The sequence below is a fragment of the Amycolatopsis stemonae genome (genome assembly GCF_054781455.1).
In genome coordinates this window covers 266,160-285,083 of sequence record NZ_BAAGUJ010000011.1, presented here as the reverse complement: position 1 = coordinate 285,083, position 18,924 = coordinate 266,160, and the positions used below count along the sequence as shown (strand labels likewise).

19 protein-coding genes are annotated in these 18,924 nt (G+C 72.2%); 12 read left to right on the top strand and 7 right to left on the bottom strand.

The features are described from left to right. The first annotated feature begins 362 nt into the window (after nt 1–362). Together ACYVLJ_RS34675 and ACYVLJ_RS34670 are read left to right on the top strand one after the other, a co-directional pair. Entirely contained in the window at nt 363–2,813 is a 2,451-nt protein-coding gene (locus ACYVLJ_RS34675) for an ABC transporter permease subunit (protein WP_460441843.1), read from the top strand. 22 nt (nt 2,814–2,835) lie between these two features. After that, nucleotides 2,836–3,801 (top strand): glycine betaine ABC transporter substrate-binding protein, encoded by a 966-nt coding sequence (locus ACYVLJ_RS34670; protein WP_451985018.1) that lies wholly within the window; start codon nt 2,836–2,838, stop codon nt 3,799–3,801. A 9-nt stretch (nt 3,802–3,810) separates the two neighbouring features. On the opposite strand, the gene ACYVLJ_RS34665 is transcribed toward ACYVLJ_RS34670, so the two are convergent. Further along, a complete protein-coding gene (locus ACYVLJ_RS34665) occupies nt 3,811–5,655 on the bottom strand; it encodes a glycoside hydrolase family 5 protein (protein WP_460441848.1) in 1,845 nt (614 codons plus the stop codon). A 65-nt stretch (nt 5,656–5,720) separates the two neighbouring features. Continuing rightward, the gene (locus ACYVLJ_RS34660) at nt 5,721–6,422 is read right to left on the bottom strand and encodes a GntR family transcriptional regulator (RefSeq protein WP_451985020.1); all 702 of its coding nucleotides are present in this window, start codon (nt 6,420–6,422) and stop codon (nt 5,721–5,723) included. A 103-nt stretch (nt 6,423–6,525) separates the two neighbouring features. On the opposite strand from ACYVLJ_RS34660, the gene ACYVLJ_RS34655 reads away from it, so the two are divergent. The 7 genes from ACYVLJ_RS34655 (at nt 6,526) to ACYVLJ_RS34625 (ending at nt 13,603) form a co-directional block, all read left to right on the top strand. Then, nucleotides 6,526–7,794 carry an MFS transporter gene (locus ACYVLJ_RS34655; RefSeq protein ID WP_460441842.1) on the top strand — a complete coding sequence of 423 codons (1,269 nt, stop codon included), beginning with the start codon at nt 6,526–6,528 and terminating at the stop codon, nt 7,792–7,794. Further along, nucleotides 7,791–8,735 (top strand): phosphoglycerate dehydrogenase, encoded by a 945-nt coding sequence (locus ACYVLJ_RS34650; protein ID WP_460441841.1) that lies wholly within the window; start codon nt 7,791–7,793, stop codon nt 8,733–8,735. Before ACYVLJ_RS34655 ends, ACYVLJ_RS34650 begins: the two co-directional genes overlap by 4 nt. A gap of 5 nt (nt 8,736–8,740) precedes the next feature. Next, complete coding sequence (locus ACYVLJ_RS34645; RefSeq protein WP_460441847.1) at nt 8,741–10,105, top strand: acyclic terpene utilization AtuA family protein; 1,365 nt, start codon at nt 8,741–8,743, stop codon at nt 10,103–10,105. Further along, nucleotides 10,098–10,418 (top strand): DUF4387 domain-containing protein, encoded by a 321-nt coding sequence (locus ACYVLJ_RS34640; RefSeq protein ID WP_451985026.1) that lies wholly within the window; start codon nt 10,098–10,100, stop codon nt 10,416–10,418. Before ACYVLJ_RS34645 ends, ACYVLJ_RS34640 begins: the two co-directional genes overlap by 8 nt. A gap of 65 nt (nt 10,419–10,483) precedes the next feature. After that, on the top strand, nt 10,484–11,923 hold the full coding sequence (locus ACYVLJ_RS34635; RefSeq protein ID WP_460441840.1) for an NAD(P)/FAD-dependent oxidoreductase: 1,440 nt from the start codon (nt 10,484–10,486) through the stop codon (nt 11,921–11,923). Next, entirely contained in the window at nt 11,920–12,975 is a 1,056-nt protein-coding gene (locus ACYVLJ_RS34630) for a hypothetical protein (protein WP_460441839.1), read from the top strand. Before ACYVLJ_RS34635 ends, ACYVLJ_RS34630 begins: the two co-directional genes overlap by 4 nt. Before the next feature lie 28 nt (nt 12,976–13,003). Beyond that, nucleotides 13,004–13,603: a TetR/AcrR family transcriptional regulator gene (locus ACYVLJ_RS34625; protein ID WP_460441838.1), complete on the top strand. Its 600-nt coding sequence runs from the start codon at nt 13,004–13,006 to the stop codon at nt 13,601–13,603. Here ACYVLJ_RS34625 and ACYVLJ_RS34620 read toward each other — a convergent pair. Genes ACYVLJ_RS34620 through ACYVLJ_RS34605 form a run of 4 tightly spaced genes read right to left on the bottom strand, consistent with a single transcriptional unit; the run spans nt 13,542 to nt 15,242 of the window. Next, nucleotides 13,542–13,838 (bottom strand): hypothetical protein, encoded by a 297-nt coding sequence (locus ACYVLJ_RS34620; RefSeq protein WP_451985034.1) that lies wholly within the window; start codon nt 13,836–13,838, stop codon nt 13,542–13,544. The genes ACYVLJ_RS34625 and ACYVLJ_RS34620 overlap by 62 nt on opposite strands. Continuing rightward, nucleotides 13,835–14,263 carry a hypothetical protein gene (locus ACYVLJ_RS34615; RefSeq protein WP_451985036.1) on the bottom strand — a complete coding sequence of 143 codons (429 nt, stop codon included), beginning with the start codon at nt 14,261–14,263 and terminating at the stop codon, nt 13,835–13,837. Before ACYVLJ_RS34615 ends, ACYVLJ_RS34620 begins: the two co-directional genes overlap by 4 nt. Beyond that, a complete protein-coding gene (locus tag ACYVLJ_RS34610; RefSeq protein WP_460441837.1) occupies nt 14,260–14,544 on the bottom strand; it encodes a hypothetical protein in 285 nt (94 codons plus the stop codon). Before ACYVLJ_RS34610 ends, ACYVLJ_RS34615 begins: the two co-directional genes overlap by 4 nt. A 32-nt stretch (nt 14,545–14,576) precedes the next feature. Continuing rightward, nucleotides 14,577–15,242 (bottom strand): type 1 glutamine amidotransferase family protein, encoded by a 666-nt coding sequence (locus ACYVLJ_RS34605; RefSeq protein ID WP_460441836.1) that lies wholly within the window; start codon nt 15,240–15,242, stop codon nt 14,577–14,579. A 121-nt stretch (nt 15,243–15,363) separates the two neighbouring features. Between ACYVLJ_RS34605 and ACYVLJ_RS34600 the strand changes: the two genes are divergently transcribed. The 3 genes from ACYVLJ_RS34600 to ACYVLJ_RS34590 all read left to right on the top strand — a co-directional run bounded on the left by ACYVLJ_RS34600 (nt 15,364) and on the right by ACYVLJ_RS34590 (nt 18,342). Then, on the top strand, nt 15,364–16,305 hold the full coding sequence (locus ACYVLJ_RS34600; RefSeq protein WP_460441835.1) for a GlxA family transcriptional regulator: 942 nt from the start codon (nt 15,364–15,366) through the stop codon (nt 16,303–16,305). Nucleotides 16,306–16,348: 43 nt separating this feature from the next. Then, nucleotides 16,349–17,302 (top strand): GNAT family N-acetyltransferase, encoded by a 954-nt coding sequence (locus ACYVLJ_RS34595; RefSeq protein WP_460441834.1) that lies wholly within the window; start codon nt 16,349–16,351, stop codon nt 17,300–17,302. Between the two features lie 107 nt (nt 17,303–17,409). Beyond that, nucleotides 17,410–18,342 carry a glycoside hydrolase family 25 protein gene (locus ACYVLJ_RS34590; RefSeq protein WP_460441833.1) on the top strand — a complete coding sequence of 311 codons (933 nt, stop codon included), beginning with the start codon at nt 17,410–17,412 and terminating at the stop codon, nt 18,340–18,342. Here the strand turns inward: ACYVLJ_RS34590 and ACYVLJ_RS34585 are convergent. Beyond that, on the bottom strand, nt 18,322–18,840 hold the full coding sequence (locus ACYVLJ_RS34585; protein ID WP_460441832.1) for a winged helix-turn-helix transcriptional regulator: 519 nt from the start codon (nt 18,838–18,840) through the stop codon (nt 18,322–18,324). The two genes, ACYVLJ_RS34590 and ACYVLJ_RS34585, sit on opposite strands and share 21 nt — an antisense overlap. Nucleotides 18,841–18,924: the final 84 nt, after the last annotated feature.

The following is an 18,924-nucleotide window of genomic DNA, read 5'->3' as shown; positions in this document are numbered from 1 at the left end:
CCAACGCCGTCCCGACCGCACCCATCGCGACCGAAGCCCAGTCACCACTCTCGATCGCCGACTTCAGATCATTCGCCGACTCCAACAGCGAAATCCCCGAATACGCCTTCGTCGAATCCTTCGTCTCTGCCACCAGCGGGTTCGCCACTACGCGACCTTCCTGACGTCCAGACGAACAATCATCAAACTTTCAAACAATCCTTCCGGGGAAAGTAGCAAAGGGCGAGGTCCCGGGACCCCCGGTGCCCGAAAAATCCCCGATCCGTGTCCCGGGCGGGCAACCGGCGGGCGACGGCCGCGGGTGTGGACAAGAGCCGTGCGGGCGTGTTGGGGTTGTGCGGGGCCGGGCGTGATCCGGTCGGTTGTTCACTGCGACGGCGAGGAGCGGGGTCCTGAGCCTGTTCGAGTACCTCCGCGAGAACTGGATCGACGTCGTGAACGACGCGATCCGCCACGTGGACCTGACCCTCGCCGCCGTCGTGCTGGCCGTGCTGGTCGGGGTGTCGACCGGCCTGCTCACCTACCGCCGGAAGTGGCTCGGCGAGGTCGCGACCACGACGACCGCCGCGTTCCTGACCATCCCGTCGATCGCGCTGCTCGGCATCCTGATCGGGCCGTTCGGGCTGGGGCTGACCAACGTCCTGTTCGCGCTCGTGCTCTACGCGCTGCTGCCGATCACGCGCAACACGATCGTCGGGCTGCGCGGCGTCGACCCGGCCGTGGTGGACGCCGCGCGCGGGATGGGCCTCGGCCGCGTCCGGGTGCTGTGGCGCGTGCGGGTGCCGCTGGCCTGGCCGGTGATCCTCTCGGGCATCCGGGTGTCGACGCAGATCACGATCGGCATCGCCGCCATCGGCGCGTACGTCAAGGGGCCCGGGCTCGGCAACGAGATCTTCGACGGGCTCGGCCGGTTCGGCTCGGTCAACTCGCTGAACCAGGTCCTCACCGGGACGCTCGGGATCGTCGTCCTGGCCCTGCTGTTCGACCTGGCCTTCGTGGTGGCCGGCAAGCTGACTACGTGGCGGCGGCCGCGGCCGCTCGGTGAGATCGCGCCTTCGGCCGCGGCCGGCGCCGGCGGCGAGACGATCGAGCTGCGGGAGCTGAGCAAGCAGTACCCCGGCCAAGGCGCGCCCGCCGTCGACCGGCTGACGATGCGGATCCCCGCGGGCGAGATCGTCGTGCTGACCGGGCCGTCGGGGTGCGGCAAGACGACCACCATGCGGATGATCAACCGGCTCGTCGAGCCCACCTCCGGCGTCGTCACGGTCGGCGGCACCGACGTGTCGGCGCTCGACCTCGACGAGCACCGGCGCCACACCGGGTACGTCATCCAGCAGATCGGGCTCTTCCCGCACCTGCGCGTCGACGCGAACATCGGCGTGGTGCCGCGGGTGCTCCGCTGGCCCCGCCGCCGCATCGCCGGCCGCGTGCGCGAGCTGCTCGACGTCGTCGGCCTGACGCGAGAGCACGCCACCCGGTACCCGCGCGAGCTTTCCGGCGGCCAGCAGCAACGCGTCGGCGTCGCGCGGGCGATGGCCGCCGACCCGCCGGTGATGCTGATGGACGAGCCGTTCGGCTCCGCCGACCCGATCACGCGCGCCCGGCTGCAGGACGAGTTCCTGCGGCTGCAACGGGAAGTGCGCAAGACGATCGTGTTCGTCACGCACGACTTCGACGAGGCCCTGAAGCTGGGCGACCGGATCGCGGTGCTGCGGCCGCGTTCGGTGCTCGCGCAGTACGACACGCCCCAGGCGATCCTCGCCGCGCCGGCCGACGACTACGTCGCGTCCTTCGTCGGCTCGAAGCGGAACCTGAAACGGCTCGCGCTGACCCGCGTCACCGACCTGGACCTCGGGCCGGTGGCGGCCGGGCTGCCGCCGGTCCCGCGCGAGGCCAGCCTGCGCGACGCGCTGGACACGATGGTCCGCACCGGCGCCACCGCGGTCCTGGTCGAAGACGACACCGGACGCGCGCTGGGCGTGTGCGACGTGCCGCGCCTGGTCGCCGCGCTCCGGCCCGGCGACGAGGTGCCGCCGGCGCCCGTTCCGGAGGCCGAGGCACCACCGAAGGGGGCGTCGAAGAGCCCGCAGCGGCGGCGTCGGCCCGGCCTGCTGGTCCGCCCGGTGCTGCTCGCGCTCGGCCTGCTGGCGCTGTTCCTGCTCGTGCGCGCGCAGCCGATCGACTCGATCGAGCAGCGTTACCTCAACGCGGACGAGATCTTCGCCGAACTGGGCGCGCACGTGCGGCTCACGCTGATCTCGACGGTGTGCACCATCGCCCTCGCGCTGCCGCTCGGCGTCCTGCTCACCCGCCCCGGCGCCCGCTGGGCCCGGCCGTTCGGGCTCGGGCTGGGCAACCTCGGCCAGGCGATCCCGTCGATCGGGCTCGTCGTCCTGCTCGCGCTCTGGACCGGCACCGGCACAGTGACCGCGGTGACGGCGCTGGTCGTCTACGCGACGCTGCCGGTGCTGCGCAACACGATCGTCGGGCTCGACGGCGTCGACCCGGCCGTCGTCGACGCCGCGCGCGGCATGGGCATGACGAAGACGGCGATCCTCTGGCGGATCGAACTGCCCCTGGCCGTGCCGGTGATCCTCGCCGGGATCCGCACGGCGCTGGTGCTCACCGTCGCGAGCGCGACCTTGGCGACCTTCATCGACGGTGGCGGTCTCGGTGGCGGGCTCGTCGCCGGGATCGGCCTGTACCGCCCGATCCTGAGCCTGACCTTCGGCATCGTCGTCGCCGCGTTGGCGCTGTTCGCCGACTGGCTGGGCCTGGTGGCCGAGGAGGTCCTGCACCCGCGCGGCCTGTAGTCCGATCCAAGGAGGAGCAACCATGCGGAAACTTCGACGCGCGACGGCGGTCGTCCTCGTGACGGCGGCGGTCACGGCCGGGTGCACGATCGGCACCGGCCAGGGCGGCACGCAGGTGGGCGAGGGGTCCATCAAGAAGATCGACGCGCTGGCCGGCGCGCAGATCCGGGTCAGCTCCAAGGAGTTCGACGAACAACTGCTGCTCGGCCAGATCGCGCTCGTCGCCCTGCAGGCGGCCGGTGCGAGCCCGCAGGACAAGACCAACATCACCGGCTCGAGCAACGTCCGCCAGGCGCTCACCACCGGCGCGGTCGACCTGTACTGGGAGTACACCGGCACGGCGTGGATCAGCTACCTCAAGCAGACCAAGCCGATCGCGGACCCGCAGGCGCAGTACGACGCGGTCAAGCAGGCCGACGCCGCGAACAACGTCACCTGGTGGGCGCGGTCGCCGGCCAACGACACCTACGCCGTCGCCGGCAACCCGGCGACGGTCGCCAAGACCGGCGTCAAGACGCTGTCGGACTACGCCGCGCTGGCCAAGAAGGACCCGGCGACGGCGTCGACCTGCATGGGCCCGGAGTTCAAGAGCCGCGACGACGGGTTCCCGGGGCTGGAGAAGACCTACGGGTTCACCCTGCCCGAGCCGCAGGTGCACCTGCTCAACGACGCGGTCGTCTACCCGAGCATCGGCAAGGGCGATCCGTGCGGCTTCGGCTCGGTCGCTTCGACCGACGGGCGCGTGGCGGGCCAGAAGCTCGTCGTGCTGGACGACGACAAGCACTTCTTCCCGACCTACAACCCGGCCATCACCATCGCCTCGGCGGTGGCGAAGAAGTACCCGCAGCTGGAGCAGGTCTTCACCCCGATCGCGGCCAAGCTCGACACGGCGACGCTCACGGACCTGAACAAGAAGGTCAGCGTGGACGGCCAGAAGCCGGCCACGGTCGCCCACGACTGGCTCAAGGCGGCCGGCTTCATCAGCTGAGCCCCACGGCTAGCTGCGGCAGAGGAGTGCGTCGGGTGTCCGGCTGGCGCCGACGCGGCCCGTGTACGCCACGCCGGCGACGTACTCGCCCGGCGCGCACTGGCCCTTGTAGTTGCCCGAGGCGAAGTCGCCGCCCGGGTCGCCCGGGGGTCGGTTGTCGCCGCGGTCGAACCAGACCGTGCGGCCCGTGCGGCCGAGGGGCACCGGGGAGCGGCCGCACAGCACCGCCGAAACCGCCGCGCCGCGCAAGCTGTAGCCGGCCACCGCGTGGTCCGGCGGGCACTGCGCCTTCGTGTAGCCGGACGCCCAGTCCGTGTCCACATAGGACTCGTCGCGCACCACCGTGTAGCTCGTGGGCGTGGCGAGCGTTCCCGTGCAGAGGCCGCGGCCGCCGGTGTGGGCGAGGCCCGTCAGGCGCTGGCCGTCGGGGCAGGCACCCTTGCGGGCCCCGGAATCCCAGTCACCCAGGGCGCGGACCGCACGGGACGGCTGGAAGTCCGCGTAGTCCAGGTTGAGCATCGACCAGTGCTCGGCCGGCGGGATCTGCCCGGTGCGCGACGGCGCGTTCACCAGCCGCTGCCAGGCCGGGCCGCGCCAGTCGGTGCCGTCGAGGACGTCGATGCGGTGGCCGGCCGCGTCCCAGGCCAGTAGCGACCAGCCGTCGCCGCTACCGTTGGTCTGGAAGCCGACCGCGGGCCAGTAGGCGAAGTCGGTGTCGGTCTCGGCGAGGTAGTTCACGAAGTTCTCGAAGAAGGCGCGCGACGCCGGGTCGGTGGTGTTGCGGCCTTCGCCGAACTCGCTGATCCACAGCGGCGCGGTGTAGTGCTTGCCGGTGTCCTGCTCGACGAAGAACGCCTGCCGGTACAGGGTGTCGCGCAGGTCCTGCGGCGAAAGGTCGCGGTAGCGCGGGTCGTGCGTCTCCCCGACGCCCGTCGCGCCCGAGTGGTTCGGGCCGGTATAGCCGTAGAAGTGGGCCGAATAGACGAGCTTCCCGGAGTCGATCAGCGTGTGCGACAGGGTGCGCGCGGGCTCCAGCGTCGGGCGCCCGTGCGGGAAGCCGTCGATGGGCAGGCCGGTCCAGTTGATGCCCTCGACGATGATCAGCAGGTCGCGGTTGGCCTCGGTCTGGATGCGGTCGGCCACCTGCTGGCTCGCGCGCTGCCAGTCGGTTCCGTTGCCCCAGCCCCAGTTCGGGTCGTCGAAGGTGTTCCGGCGGACCTCGTTGTACAGGTCGGCGCCGACGACCCGCTTGTTCGCGGCGTAGCGGCGGGCCATGAACAGCCAGTCGTCCTGCCACTGCTGCTCGGACTGCGCGGTGTTCCACCGTTCGTTGCCGTCGAGCCCGCAGCACCAGCGCGACGTCGTGGTGTGGTTGTTGAGGATCACGGCGAACCCGCGCGCGGTCAGCCGTTCGACGACGCGGTCGTACACCTGCAGCGGCGTCAGGCCGTGCAGGCCGGGGTTGGCCGGGAGGTCGGGCACCGGCCGGGTGTCGTGGATCATCGCGTTGGAGAACTGCAGCCGCACGCTGTTGAGGCCCAGCTGGGCCAGCCCGTCGATCACGGTGTCGATCGACGCGCGGTCCAGGCCCAGCGGCGTCTGGTACGCGATCTCGCCGGCGTGGTGGTTGGCCGGGTCGTCGACGTCCCCGGACCCGGTCCACGTGCCGCTCGCGCCGTGCCAGTTGGCGGCCTTCAGCTTGAACCGGTTGCCGTTCGCGTCGACGATGTAGCGGCCGCGCGTGCTCAGCGGGCCCACCCAGCTCTCGGCCGGCGTCGACGCCGAAGCCGGGGCCGGCGGGGCGAGGGGAACCACGAAACCGACGGCCGAAAGCACGGTGAGGACGGCACCCAGGATCTTCACGAGCGGAGGTTAGCCAGCCCGGACACCGCTTGGATACGGCCATCCGTCGTAGATCGTCAGGACCGGGCGCCCGCGAGCAGGTCGCCGAGCCCGCCGCGAGCGTCCTCGAGCACCAGGGCCTCGGCCGCCGCCGAGTCACCCGCGCGCAGCGCGTGGACGAGCTTGCGGTGCGTCGTGTAGCGGTCGAGGCCGAACGTCTCGTCCACGCTGACGCGCTCGAGCACGCGGGACCGGCGTTCCGGCCCGGAGAACACCCGGGTCTGGTCGAGCAGCCGGACGAGCACCGGGTTCCCGGCGCAGGACTCGACAACGGCGTTGAAGCGCTGCATGGCGTCGAAGAGCCGGCCGACGTGCTTCGCGACGTCCTGGCCGGACTCGTGGCGCTGCTTGATCAGGATCAGCAGATCGTCGGCCTCGTCGAGGATCGCGTCGAGGCGGTCGAGCTGCTCCGGCGTCGCGTGGCGGGCGGCGAAGCGGGCCACCATCCCGCGCAGGCCGACCTCGACCTCGGCGAGGTCGGCGATCGCGACGCCGCCGAACATCGCGACCTTCACCGTGCGCGGGCCGCTGCGCTCGAGCAGGCCGTCCTGCTCGAGCCGCCGGATGGCCTCGCGCACCGGTGTCGGGCTGACCGACAGCCGTTCGGCGAACCCGCGTTCGGTGACCTTCTGCCCCGGGCGCAGTTCGCCGGTGGTGATCGCGTCGCGCAGGGCGCGGTACACGCGGTCGGCCAGGGTGTCGGTGGTGACGCTCTCCATGTAGCCAGTCTAGTGGTCATGGCAAAAACCACATGCAACTATTGACCATCTTGCTATAGCAAAAGTACGGTAGCGGCCATCACCAGGACGGAAGGGGCCGACGATGGCGTTGACCACCCCGCGCGTGCGCACCGGACGCATCACGTTCTTCGTGGCTCTGGCGGTCTTCGCCCAGGAGTCGACGTGGAACCTCTACGACTCGCAGGTCCCGCCCCTGCTGCGCACGCACCTCGGCAGCGCCGCGCTGATCGGCGCGCTGATGGGGATGGACAACCTGCTGGGCATCTTCATCCAGCCGTGGATGGGCAACCGTTCGGACGGCACCCGCACCGCGTGGGGGCGGCGCATCCCGTACCTCGTCGCCGGCATGCCGGTGGCGGCCGTGCTGTTCGTGCTCATCCCGCACGCCGCAGCCTCGCTGCCGCTGCTGGTCCTGACCATGTTCGGCTACGCGCTGGTCGCGAACTCCTTCAAGCCGATCGCCGAGTCCCTGCTGCCGGACTACATCGGCCCGGAGCGGCGCGGCCGGGCCAACGCGGCGGTCAAGGTCGCCTCCAGCATCACGGTGATCGTGGCCGCCCTGATCAGCATCTTCCTCGTCGACGACCACCCGAAGCTGTCCTTCGCGATCCCCGCGGTCCTGATGGTCGGGTCCGTGGCCGTGCTGGCGTGGAAGGTGCGCGACAGTCGTTCCCCGGCTTACCGGGCCGCGCTCGCAGAAGACCGCGAAGCGCACGCCGAGGCGTCGCCGCGGGTGCGGATGCGGGACGTCCTGCGCGACATCGTGCGCGACCCCGACCGCAGCCGGCTGCTGGTCATCGCGGCCGTGTTCGCCTTCGGCGGCGCTTGGTTCGCCTCGCGGTCGCTCGTCACCAACTACGGCATGGAGGTGCTCGGGCTTTCGCGCGGCGACGCGGGCGGGCTGACCCTGCCCAGCGGGCTGGCCTTCATCGCGGCCGCCTACCCGGTCGCACTGCTCGCGGAACGCTTCGGCCGGCTGCGGGTGATCCTCGCCGGGATGGTCGTGTTCGCCGTCGCGATGGTGCTCGGCACGGCCGTGCCGACGCCGGCCGGCACGGTCACCGCGATGTGCGCCGCGTCCGCGGGCGCGTCGGCGTTCATGGTCAACATGGCGGTCGTGCTGTGGAACCTCGCGCCGTCCGCGCGGGTGATCGGCACCTACACCGGGCTCTACACCGTCGGCTGGGCGAGCGGCGGGTTCGCCGGCCCGGCACTCGTCGGCGCCATGGTCGACGTGACGGGCTGGCCGTTCATGCTGCTCGACGTCGGGGTCGTGACGCTGCTCGCCGTGCTCGCGGTCGCGCGCGTCGCGGTGCTGCAGCGCCGCCGGGGCGACGGGCGTGCCCTGTGAAGCGCGTCCTGGTCACCGCGGACTTCCTGCGTCCCGGCGACGAAGCCGACGAGTACCTGCGGGGCGCGGGACTGGAAACCGTGCACTCGCCGATGACCGGCCGCCGCGATCCGGAAGACCTGGTCGCCGCGCTTGCCGGGATCGACGCGGCTCTGGTGGCGAACGAGCCGCTGACGGCCGGCGTGCTCGTCCGGGCGCCACGGCTGCGCGTCATCGTGCGGACCGGCGTCGGCCGCGACTCGATCGACGTCGAAGCCGCGGCCCGGCGGGGGATCAGCGTCAGCACCCTGCCCGGCGTCAACGCGAACGCCGTCGCCGAGTACACGATGGGCCTGCTGCTCGCGGGCGCGCGGCGGCTCGTGCAGTCCGCGTCCGGGGTGGCGGCCGGCGGCTGGCCGCGCGAAGACGGTCACGAGCTGCGCGGGGCGACGCTCGGGCTGATCGGCCACGGCGCCACCGCGCGGGCGGTCGTCCCGCTGGCCCGGGCCTTCGGGATGAACGTGGTCTGCACGACGACCACGCCCGTCCCGTCGGCGGAGGTCCGGTTCGCCGGCCTGCCCGAGCTGCTGTCCACTTCGGACTACGTCTCGGTGCACACCGCGCTGACCGGACGGACCCGGGGCCTGCTGGACGCCCCGGCGTTCGAGCGGATGAAGCCGACGGCCGTGCTGGTGAACACCGCCCGCGGCGCCATCGTCGACGAGGACGCGCTGGTGGCCGCCGTGCGGGCGGGGGAGATCGCCGGCGCGATGCTCGACGTGGTGGCCGAAGAACCACTCCCGTCCGAAAGCCCGTTGCGCGGGGTGGCCGGGATCGTCGTCTGCTCGCACCTGGCCGGGCAGACCGCCGAAGCGCGCCGGGCCGCCGGCCTGCGGGGAGCCGAAGAACTCGTGGCCGCCCTCGCGGGCCGGGCGCGGTTCGTGGTGAACGGAGAGAAATGAGGACCATGGAGAAAGTGCGGATCCTGGCGCCGAGCGGGATGCTCGGGGCCGGCTGGGACCACGCGACGGTCGAACGCGGCATCGCCCTCGGCGCCGACGTGATCAGCATCGACGGCGGCTCGACGGACTCCGGTCCGTACTACCTCGGCGCCGCAACCCCGAAGACGACGGCCAAGGCGGTCGCGCGCGACCTGCGCAGCCTGCTGACGGCCGCCGCCGGCGCGGGGATCCCGGTCGTCGTCGGCTCCTGCGGCACGAGCGGGACCGACGCCGGCGTCGACTGGGTCGCCGGGATCGCCGCGGAGGTGATGGCCGAAGAAGGCCTGCACCTCAGGGTCGCGCGGATCTACAGCGAGCAGGACGCCGCCGGCCTCAAGGAGGAACTCGGCGCCGGCCGCGTGCACCCGTTGCCGCCCTTGGGTGAACTCGACGCGGAGACCTTGGAAAGCTGCACTCACATCGTCGGCGCGATGGGCCACGAGCCGATCGCCGAGGCGCTGCGGGCCGGGGCCCAGGTCGTGCTCGCCGGCCGGGCCACGGACACCGCGGTGGCGGCCGCCTACCCGCTCATGATGGGCCTGCCCGCCGGACCGACCTGGCACGCGGCCAAGATCATCGAGTGCGGTGGCCAGTGCACCGACAACCCGCGTGCGGGCGGTGTGCTGGCGACGATCGACGCCGGCGGCTTCACCATCGAACCCCTCGACCCGACGGCGGCGTGCACCCCGATCCTGGTGGCCGCGCACATGCTCTACGAGACCGCGAACCCCTTCGAAATGCGGGAACCCGACGGCACGCTCGACGTCCGCGAGGCGCGGTACACCGCCGTCGACGACCGGATCGTCCGCGTCGAAGGCTCCCGGTTCCACGTCGCGGACCAGTACACGATCAAGCTCGAAGGCGCGCGGATCACCGGGTACGAGACGATGTCGTTCTCGGCGATCCGCGACCCGCTCGTGCTCGCCGACATCGACGAGTGGGCCGCCCTGATGCGGGTGCTGATCACCCGGCGCGTCGGCCAGACCCTCGGCCTCGCCGACGACGAGTACGCGTTCGACCTGCGGCTCTACGGCCACAACGCGGTGCTGGGCGAGCTCGAACCCGAGACCGGGCCGCCGCGCGAGGTGGGCGTGATGCTGCTGGTCAACGCGCCCGACCAGGCGACCGCGACGGCCGTGGCCAAGGTGGCGAACCCGCTGATGCTGCACCTGCCGACGCCGTCGATGGACTACCTGCCGAGCTTCGCGTTCGCCTCGTCCCCGGCCGAGGTGGAGCGCGGCGCGGCGTACGAGTTCGTGCTGAACCACGTCGCCGACTGCGCGCCGCTGGACCTGTTCCGGATCGAGCTGGGGGAGGAAACCCTTGCCTGACACCACTTTGGCGGACCTGGCCCGCGAGGTCCGGGCCAAGAACGCCGGGCCGTTCTGGGTCACGATGGAGCTGTTCCTGCGCGACGCCGAGGCCTACCGCGTCGCCGCCGACGAGTCCTTCCTCGACGAACGCGTGATCGCGTCGCTCTACCGGGTCGACGCGAGCACGGTCCGGATCTTCCGCATCCCGTCGCTCAACGTCGTGAAGATCTCCTTCCCGCGCCCGGTGAGCCAGGGCTCGCTGCGGGACCGGGACATGCACGCGGGCCAGCACCACGTCCCGCTCGCCGGGCTGCGCGTGCCGGCCGCTTGACACGCCCTCTCGTCATTCATACATTCGTCGTCCAAGTGTATGAATGACGAGAGGAGCTGATCCTCGTGCGGCTCGGCAAGACCGCCGTCGTGCTCGGGGGCAGTGCCGCCGGCCTGTGTGCCGCGGGCGCCCTCGCCCCCTCCTTCGACGAAGTGCTGGTGCTGGAACGCGACGAACTGCCGGCGGAAGCCGAGCACCGGCGTGGCGTCCCGCAGAGCAAGCACCCGCACTTCCTGCTGAACTCCGGCCGCCGCGCGATCGGGGCGCTGTTCCCCGGCTTCGAAGAAGACCTCGTCGCGGCGGGCGGCCTGCACCTGATGCCGTCGATGGACGCCGCCTACCTCGACGGGCCGGGCTGGTCGGCGCGCAAGCGCAGCGCGATGACGATGATCTACGGCTCCCGCATCCTCATCGAGCGCGTGCTGCGCGACAAGGTGCGCGAACTGGCCAACGTCGAGGTCCGCGAGGGTGTTTCGGTGACCGGCCTGACCGTGCGGGACGGCGGGATCACCGGGGTCGGCTTCGGCGGCTCCCACGTCGACGCCGACTTCGTCGTGGACGCGATGGGCCGCGGCTCCCCGGTCGGCTCGTGGCTGGTGGCGGCGGGCTGGCCCGAGGCCGAAGTGCGGACGCTCGACGCCAAGGTCACCTACACCTCGCGCTGGTACGACCTGCCTTCCGCGGCCGAGCGGCCGCCGTCGTGGTGGTGGCAGCACCTGGTGATCATGCCGACGCCGGACAAGGGCGAGCACCCGGCCGAGCACGAGTTCCTGGTCAACTTCTTCCCGATCGAGGGGAACCGCGTCATCGCCTGCATGGGCTCGTGGGGCCTCGAGATGCCGCGCACCACCGACGCGTTCGTGGAGGTGGCCCGCCGGGTGCGGGCGCCGTTGTTCGCCGCCGCGATGGACCGGTGCGACCCGGTCTCGGAGGTGCACCTGACCCGCTCGACCGGCAACCGGTGGCGGCGCTACGACCGGATGGGCAACCCGCCGAAGGGCCTGGCGTTCGTCGGCGACTCGATCTGCGCGTTCAACCCGTTCTACGCGCAGGGCATCAGCTCGGCGGCGGGTTCGGCGTTGCTCCTGCGCGAGCACCTCGCCCGCGGCCTCGACGCCGGGTTCAGCGCGAGGTTCCTCGCGGCGCAACGCAAGCTGCTGAACGTGCCGTGGCGGCTCGCGATGGCCCGGGACCAAGGCTACGAGTGCGCGGTGGGCACCGAGAAGCCGCCCGAGTGGCGGCGCCGGCTGCTCGCGGCCGTGTCCGGCCCGGCGTTCAGCCTGATCGTCGGCGCCGCCCGGGAGGACGACGTCGTCGACGAGCACTTCGCCAAGGTGTTCAACCTCGACGAGTCGCTGGGGGCGATGCTGCGCACCCCGCGCGTGCTCGCGGGGCTGGTGCGCTACCGGATCCGCGCCGCGCTGGGCCGGCACCGGGTCCCGTCCGGGTTCGACCCGCGGGCCGAACCGCCGGCCACGGACTACTCGACGGTGGCCACGCGATGACGTCCGGGTGCGGGCCGGACGCCGAAGCCGTCACCCGCGGGCTCGGCTTCGACTGCCACGACGTCGCCCCGGTGGTCTCGGTCCGGTTCCCCTGGGATCTCGAGAACTGGACGATGCCGGTGCTCGAGGTGCTCGTCCTCGGCGGCGCGGTCTTCGCGCTGGTGCACGCCCTGCGCCGGTACCGCGCGGGCGACCCGGTCAACCTGGCGCTGTGGTGGACGTCCCTGGTCTACCTGTTCGTCACCGAGCCGCCGTTGTACTTCCCGGAGTGGTTCGGGCTCGACCGGATCTACGGCTTCGTCTTCGCCCACAACCGGTTCACGGTGCAGCTGATGGGCGACCGGCTGCCGCTGTACATCGTGGCGTTCTACCCGATGTTCACCCAGCTCGCGTACGAGCTCGTGCGGTCGCTCGGCATCTTCCGTCGCCGTGGCCCGCTGCCCGGCGCGGTGGCCGTCGCCTTCGTGTGCCAGGTCTTCTACGAGGTGTTCGACCACATCGGACCGCAGCTGAAGTGGTGGGCGTGGAACCCGGGCAACCGGATCGTCGACCAGCCGGCGATGGCTTCGGTGCCGATGACGAGCGCGCTGCTGTTCGCGTCCGTCTCGATGGCGGCGATGACGTACCTGGTCGTGCGGCTCGCCGGAAGCGGGCGGCTGGTACCGCGGATCCTGCTGGCCGGCGTCCTCACCCCGCTCGCCATGGTCGTCGCCGGGCTGCCGGCGAGCCTGTTCCAGGGCAACACCACGGCCCAGGCGTGGATCCTCGGTGCCGAGCTGGCCCTGGTCTGGCTGGCCGGCGGCTGGGTCGTGGCGACGGGACGGGCGGCGACCGGCGAGCCCGCGTCCGCCTTCGTCCGCGTCTACCCCGCCCTCTACCTCGGCGTGCTGGCCGTGATCTGGGCCAGCGCGCTGCCGGCGTACTTCGCCGCGGACCACGGGATCACCCGCGACGGCACCCCCGTCGGCAGCGGCCTTTACGCGCTCGCCTGCTTCGCCGCGGCCGGTCTCGTGCTGGCCGCGCTCCGCCGCAGGGCCCCTGTCCCGGTGTGACCGGTCCCGCTCGGGGAAGATGGGCGGCATGGGGTACCACGGGTGGCGGGGCAACCCGCCCGGCACGGAAGACGAGGCGCGCCGGCGGATCGTCGAGGCGGCGACGGCGTGCTTCGACCGGTCCGGGCTGGCCAAGACCAGCCTGTCCGACGTCGCCGCCGAGGCCGGCGTGACGCGGCAGACCGTCTACCGCTACTTCCCGGGCCTCAAGGACATCCTCCGCGCCGTCGGCCTGGCCGGGGTCGAGGAGTTCGCCGGGCGGATGGAACGCCACCTGGCCGCCTGCGGCAGCGCGGAGGAGGCCGCCGTCGAGTCGGTGGTGTTCGCGGTCCGGACCGTTCCCGGCGAGCCCTACCTCGGCCTGCTCCTGCAGGCGGGCGAAGCCGACTTCTTCACCGACGGCGTCATCTCGCCGCTCGCTTTCTCGTTCGGCACAAGGATTCTGCGCAACCTCCCGGTGGACTGGCGCGCGGTCGGCGTCACGACCGACGAAGACCTCCAGGGGCTCGCCGAGATCCTGATGCGGCTCTTCATGTCCTTCCTGCAGCACCCGTCGACGCCGCCGCTCACCGACGACGGGCTGCGGGCGCTGGTCCGCCGCTGGCTCGGTCCGGCCCTGCGCGGATGACCCGGGCGGCGAGCAGCCCGCCGATCCCGGGGACCAGGGCCCGCAGCCAGACCCGGTGCCGCCCGCCGGCCGGCAGCACCGCGGCGATGACCGTGGCCGTGTAGGCGAGGCCGTGCACCGGCCCGAGGACGCGGGAGAACGCCGGGAGGTGGACGGTGACCAGGTTGAGCAGCAGGAGGACGAGCGTGGTCAGCTCGGCCGTGCCGAGGACGTGCAGGGTGCGGCGCGGGTTCACAGGGTGGCTCCCGTCGTCGAGCCGGGGCGGTAGACCATCAGCACGACCACGGCCACCCACAGCAGGTTGAACAGCCCGGTGGTCATCGCCAGCCGCCGGTCCGGGCGGCCGGTGTCGAGCACGCGCTGCTGGCCCGGCAGGACGACGGCCACCAGCAGGACGGCCGCGGCCGCGGTCAGCACCATCGAGACGATCAGCCACGCGTCGCCGAGCACGCCCAGCGCGGCCGCGGTCGCGATGCCGAACACCGGCACGAAGACCCCGATCACGGCGTAGACGCGGGTGATCCGGTTCAGCACGCCCAGCACCGCCGTCTTCTGGGGCTCTTCACGGGCGGCGGCCGGGAACATGCTCGCGGCGATCGCGACCGGGCCGATCGTGAGGACCGCGGCGACGACGTGGACCGACAGCAGGAACGGGGTCACGCGCCCGTCCGTTCGCCGGTGACGCGGGTGCGGGGGAGCCGGCCCGCGCGGGAGTGCCCGGCGAGGGTGTCGCCGGTGACCGTGACGTCGTATTCGAGGTTCAGCCGCAGCGGCTTGGTGATGCGCTGCCGCCAGGTGACGCGCTCGCCGTCGGCCGTCGCGGTGCGGACGACGTCCTCCAAAGTGGACTCTTCGCCGGCCCCGACGGCGGTGCCGGTGGTTCCGCCGGGGGTTTCGGTGAACCGGTAGCCGGCGTCGATCGTGCCGATGGGGGTCTTCATGCGCAGGCGCCAGGTTCCGGTGATCCCGCTCATCACGCGGCCCCCGTCGCGGCGAGCCCGCTGTGCTTCCACGGGGTGCCCCGGCGTTCGTACTCGAACAGTTCCTCGACGGCGTGCGCGATCCGCGGCCCGAAGTCGCGTTCGAGCAGGTACAGGCCGAGGTCGAGGCCGGAGGTGACGCCGCCGGCCGTGACGAGGTCGCCGTCGTCGACCACGCGGGCGCGCACGGCGGTGACCCCGGCCGCTTCGAGCAGGTCGACGCCGAGGACGTGGGTGGTCGCGGTCCGGCCTTCGAGCAGCCCGGCCATGGCCAGCGCGAGCGAGCCGCCGCAGACGGTCGCCACCGTGATCTCCGGGTTTTCGAGGCACCGGCCCAGCAGCGGAGCCGCGGCGCCGGCGGCGAACCGCGAGAGGAGCACCGGGATGGTGTCGATCTCGTCCGGGTCGCCGTCGACCGGGCCGGCCGCGCCGGGGACCACGACGTACCCCGGCGCGGCCGGGTCGAGCGCGGCGGTCGCGGTGAGCGTGATGCCGGGGGTGCCGGAGACGACCGCCCGGGCGCCTTCGGCGGAGACGAACTCGACGTCCAGCGCACCGCCCAGGAACGCCCGTCCGCCGGAGAGGACCTCGAACGGCGCGACGGCGTCGAGCGGGTCGAAGCCGTCGAAGAGAACGAACTGGGCAAGCGGGTTCGGCATCGGGTGATCCTTTCGGCTGGGTTCGCTGCCATGCTGCGCGTCGCCGGCCACGCCGGACAGTGGCGATCAAGACACAAGACGCCGGTATCTCGCCACGCGGATCACGGGGTACTTTCGGGGCATGTACACGGTTGTGGTGCTCGCCCTCGATGACGTGATCGCGTTCGATCTGGCCACGCCGGTCGAGACGCTCGGGCGCGTCCGGCTGCCCGACGGGCGCCCGGGCTACAAGATCGTCGTCGCCGGGCCGGAGCCGGTGGTCGACGCCGGCCCGGTGCGGCTGGCCGTCGGCGCGGGCCTCGACGAGACCCGGCGGGCGGACCTGATCGTCGTCCCGGGCCGCAACGACCCGTCCCGGCCCACGCCGCCTGACGTCGGCGAAGCGCTGCGTGCGGCCGTCGCCCGGGGAACGCGGGTGGCGTCCGTCTGCGTCGGCGCGTTCACGCTCGCCGAGGCGGGCCTGCTCGACGGGCAGCGGGCGACCACGCACTGGCTCGCCACCGACCACCTGGCGCGCCGGTACCCGGCGGTCCGGGTCGACGCGGACGCGCTCTACACCGACAACGGGCAGATCCTCACGTCCGCGGGTGCTTCGGCGGGGCTGGACATGTGCCTGCACATCGTCGAGCGCGACTACGGCGTGGCGGTCGCGGCCGACGCGGCCCGTCTCGCCGTCGCACCGTTGCAGCGCACCGGCGGGCAGGGCCAGTACATCCTCCGCAACCGCCCGACCTACCAGACCGCGACACTGGAGAAGGCCCTGGCGTGGATCGAGGAGAACGCGCACCGCGCGCTCACGCTCGCGGACATCGCGGGCGCGGCGGGCATGAGCAGCCGCACGCTCTCCCGGCGCTTCCAGGCGGAGACCGGGCAGAGCCCGATCCAGTGGCTCACCGGCGTGCGCATCCGGCACGCCCAGGAGCTCCTGGAGATCACCGACCACACGGTCGACCGGATCGCCGGGCAGGTCGGTTTCCCGTCGCCGAGCAACTTCCGGACCCAGTTCGCGCAGACCGTGGGCGTCAACCCGGGGGAGTACCGCAGGACCTTCCGGCCCGCCTGAAAACCGGGCGACAGCCGTCCCGGGCGCGGATAACGTCCGGCGGATGACCGAACTGACGTGGCGCCCGCTGACCCGCGAGGACGCCCAGGCGTCGGCCGACCTCCTCAACACCGTCGAAACCGTGGACGGGATCGGCGAGAACTACACGGCCGAGGACACCCTGCAGGAGCTGATCGACCCGTACGCGGACCTCGAACGCGCGAGCCTCGCCGCGTTCGACGGGGACGTCATGGTGGGGTACATGAAGATCCGCTTCAAGCCGTCCGCGGAAGAAGCGCACCGGGTGTTCCTCGACGGCGGGGTCCATCCGGCGTACCGGCGCCGGGGTGTGGGCACCTCGCTCGTCGAAGCCGGGATCGCGGCGGCGAAGGTGGTGCACGCGCTGCACCACCCGGACCGGCGGCTCGTGGTCGACGTCCACAAGGCCGAGCACATCGCCGGCCTGCCGGAACTCCTGCGCTCCCAAGGCTTCGCGCCCGTCCGGTACTTCCGGCGCATGGAGCGCCCGCTCGACGTCGCGCCCGGCGACCCGGCCGTCCCGGCCGGGCTGACGATCGAACCGTGGTCGGCGGGCAACGACGAGGACTTCCGGCTCGTCCGGAACGAGTCCTACCGGGACAGCTGGGGCGCGGTGCCGATGCCCGCGGACCTGTGGCACAACAAGATCACCAACCAGACGTTCCGGCCCGAGGCCAGCTTCCTGGTGCGCGCCGAGGTCCCGGTGGGGGTGCTCGTGACCATGCACTGGGAAGCCGACACGGCGGTCACCGGCGTCCGTGACGCGCACTTCATGGTCGTCGGAACCCGTCCGGAGCACCGGAACCGGGGCGTCGCGGGCGCGCTGATCGCGCACGCGCTGCGGGCGGCCGGTGAACAGGGGTACGACCGGGCCAGCCTGAGCGTGGACTCGGCGAGCCCGTCCGGTGCCTCCGGCATCTTCGCGAAGGCCGGTTTCGTGCCGAAGCTGCGTTACGTGCGCTGGGCGCTCGAAGTCTGACCACTCCGCGGCGTCGGCTGCACCCCCAGCGTCAGGATCGACGGATTGTCGACGGCTCGTGCGAACCTGCGGTCAGGTCGGGCCCTGCGCTGGTGAGGAGCTGAACGATGGCACGAGGAACCGATGTCCACCCCTTCTACCAGCGTGGGCTTCGCTGGGACCAGGTGAGCGACATCGCCTTCGCGTGGGTCAAGGTCTCCGACGGAGGCGCGCCCTACACCCGCTCCGAAGGCGGCGTCGTCCACCGGCCCGACACCCATGTGGCCGGCGCGAAGTCGCGCGGCATCCCCGTCGGCGGGTACCACTACGCCCAGCCGTCGCCGGGTGCCGAACAGCAGGCGGACGTGCTGCTCGGCGAAGTCGGCCGGCTCGGGGCGACCGGCGTCGCGCCGATGCTCGACCTCGAAGCGCCGTTCCGCCCGGACGCGGCGGCGAGGTCCTTCGGGATCGCTTTCTGCCGGCGCGTCGCGGCGGCGGGCCTCCGGCCGGCCGTCTACATGAGCGCGTCGTTCGGCGCCGCGCTGCGGCCGGACCAGTGGGACGTGCCGGGCCTGGTGATCGTGATCGCCCGGTACGGCGCGCGCCCGGAGGCAGCGGGCGCGGGCCGGTACCCGGGCCGCTACGACGTGCACCAGTACACCAGCGGCGGCAGCCTGCCCGGCTCGGCGGGCGCGGTCGACCTCGACGAGTCCTACACCGACAACCACCTCAGCCCGGAGGACGACATGGCCTTCACCAGCGACGACTTCGCCCACCTGATGTGGGGCAACGTCTTCGACCTCACCGGAAACCGCAACTACGCGCAGTTCATCAAGGACATGGACGCCAAGATCACGGCGCTCGGCTCGTCGCTGGACGCCGTCACGAAGCTCATCACGGACAGCTCGGCGCACCCGGTCGACCCGCAGCAGCTCGCCGAGGCGCTCGACGGCAAGCTGATCGCCGACCTCGTGCCGGCCGTCACGCAGGCGGTGACCCAGGCGGCGGGCGCCGAGACGGCCGACGAAGTCCGGCAGATGCTAGTGCAGCGGCTGCAGTAGTGACCGCGGCCGCGCCAGGATCGCGGTGACCTGGCCGTCGCCGGGGGACGGCGGGGGCAGGCCCGGCCCGGGGGTCAGGAGGGTGTCGGCGATCGGCACGTCCTTGCCGCACTTCCGGCAGGTGCCCGCGGGGCCCACCTCGCCTTCGCAGGACGCGTGCAGGAACACGCGGCGCCGTCCGTCCGGGGCGTAGTGCTCGTCGCCCCAGGCCGAGAGCGCGCGGACGACCGGCCACAGGCCCAGGCCCTTGGCCGTCAGCTCGTACTCGCTGCGCTTGCCGGGGCCCGGGACGCGCGTCAGGACGCCTTCGCCGACGAGGAACTCCAGTCGTTCGGTCAGCACCGCGCGCGGGATGCCGAGGTGCTCGACGAAGTCGCTGAAGCGGCGGACCCCGAAGACGGCGTCGCGGACGATCAGCAGCGTCCAGCGTTCGCCGACGATCTCGAGGGCGCGGACCATCGAGCAGGACTGGTTGCTGTATTCGCGGGGGAGGGCCACGCCACCAGTCTGCCACAAAAGAGTTCGTTCATCGAACCAACCGTGCTATCGTCGCGGCGAAAGAGTTCGGTGACCGAATCATCT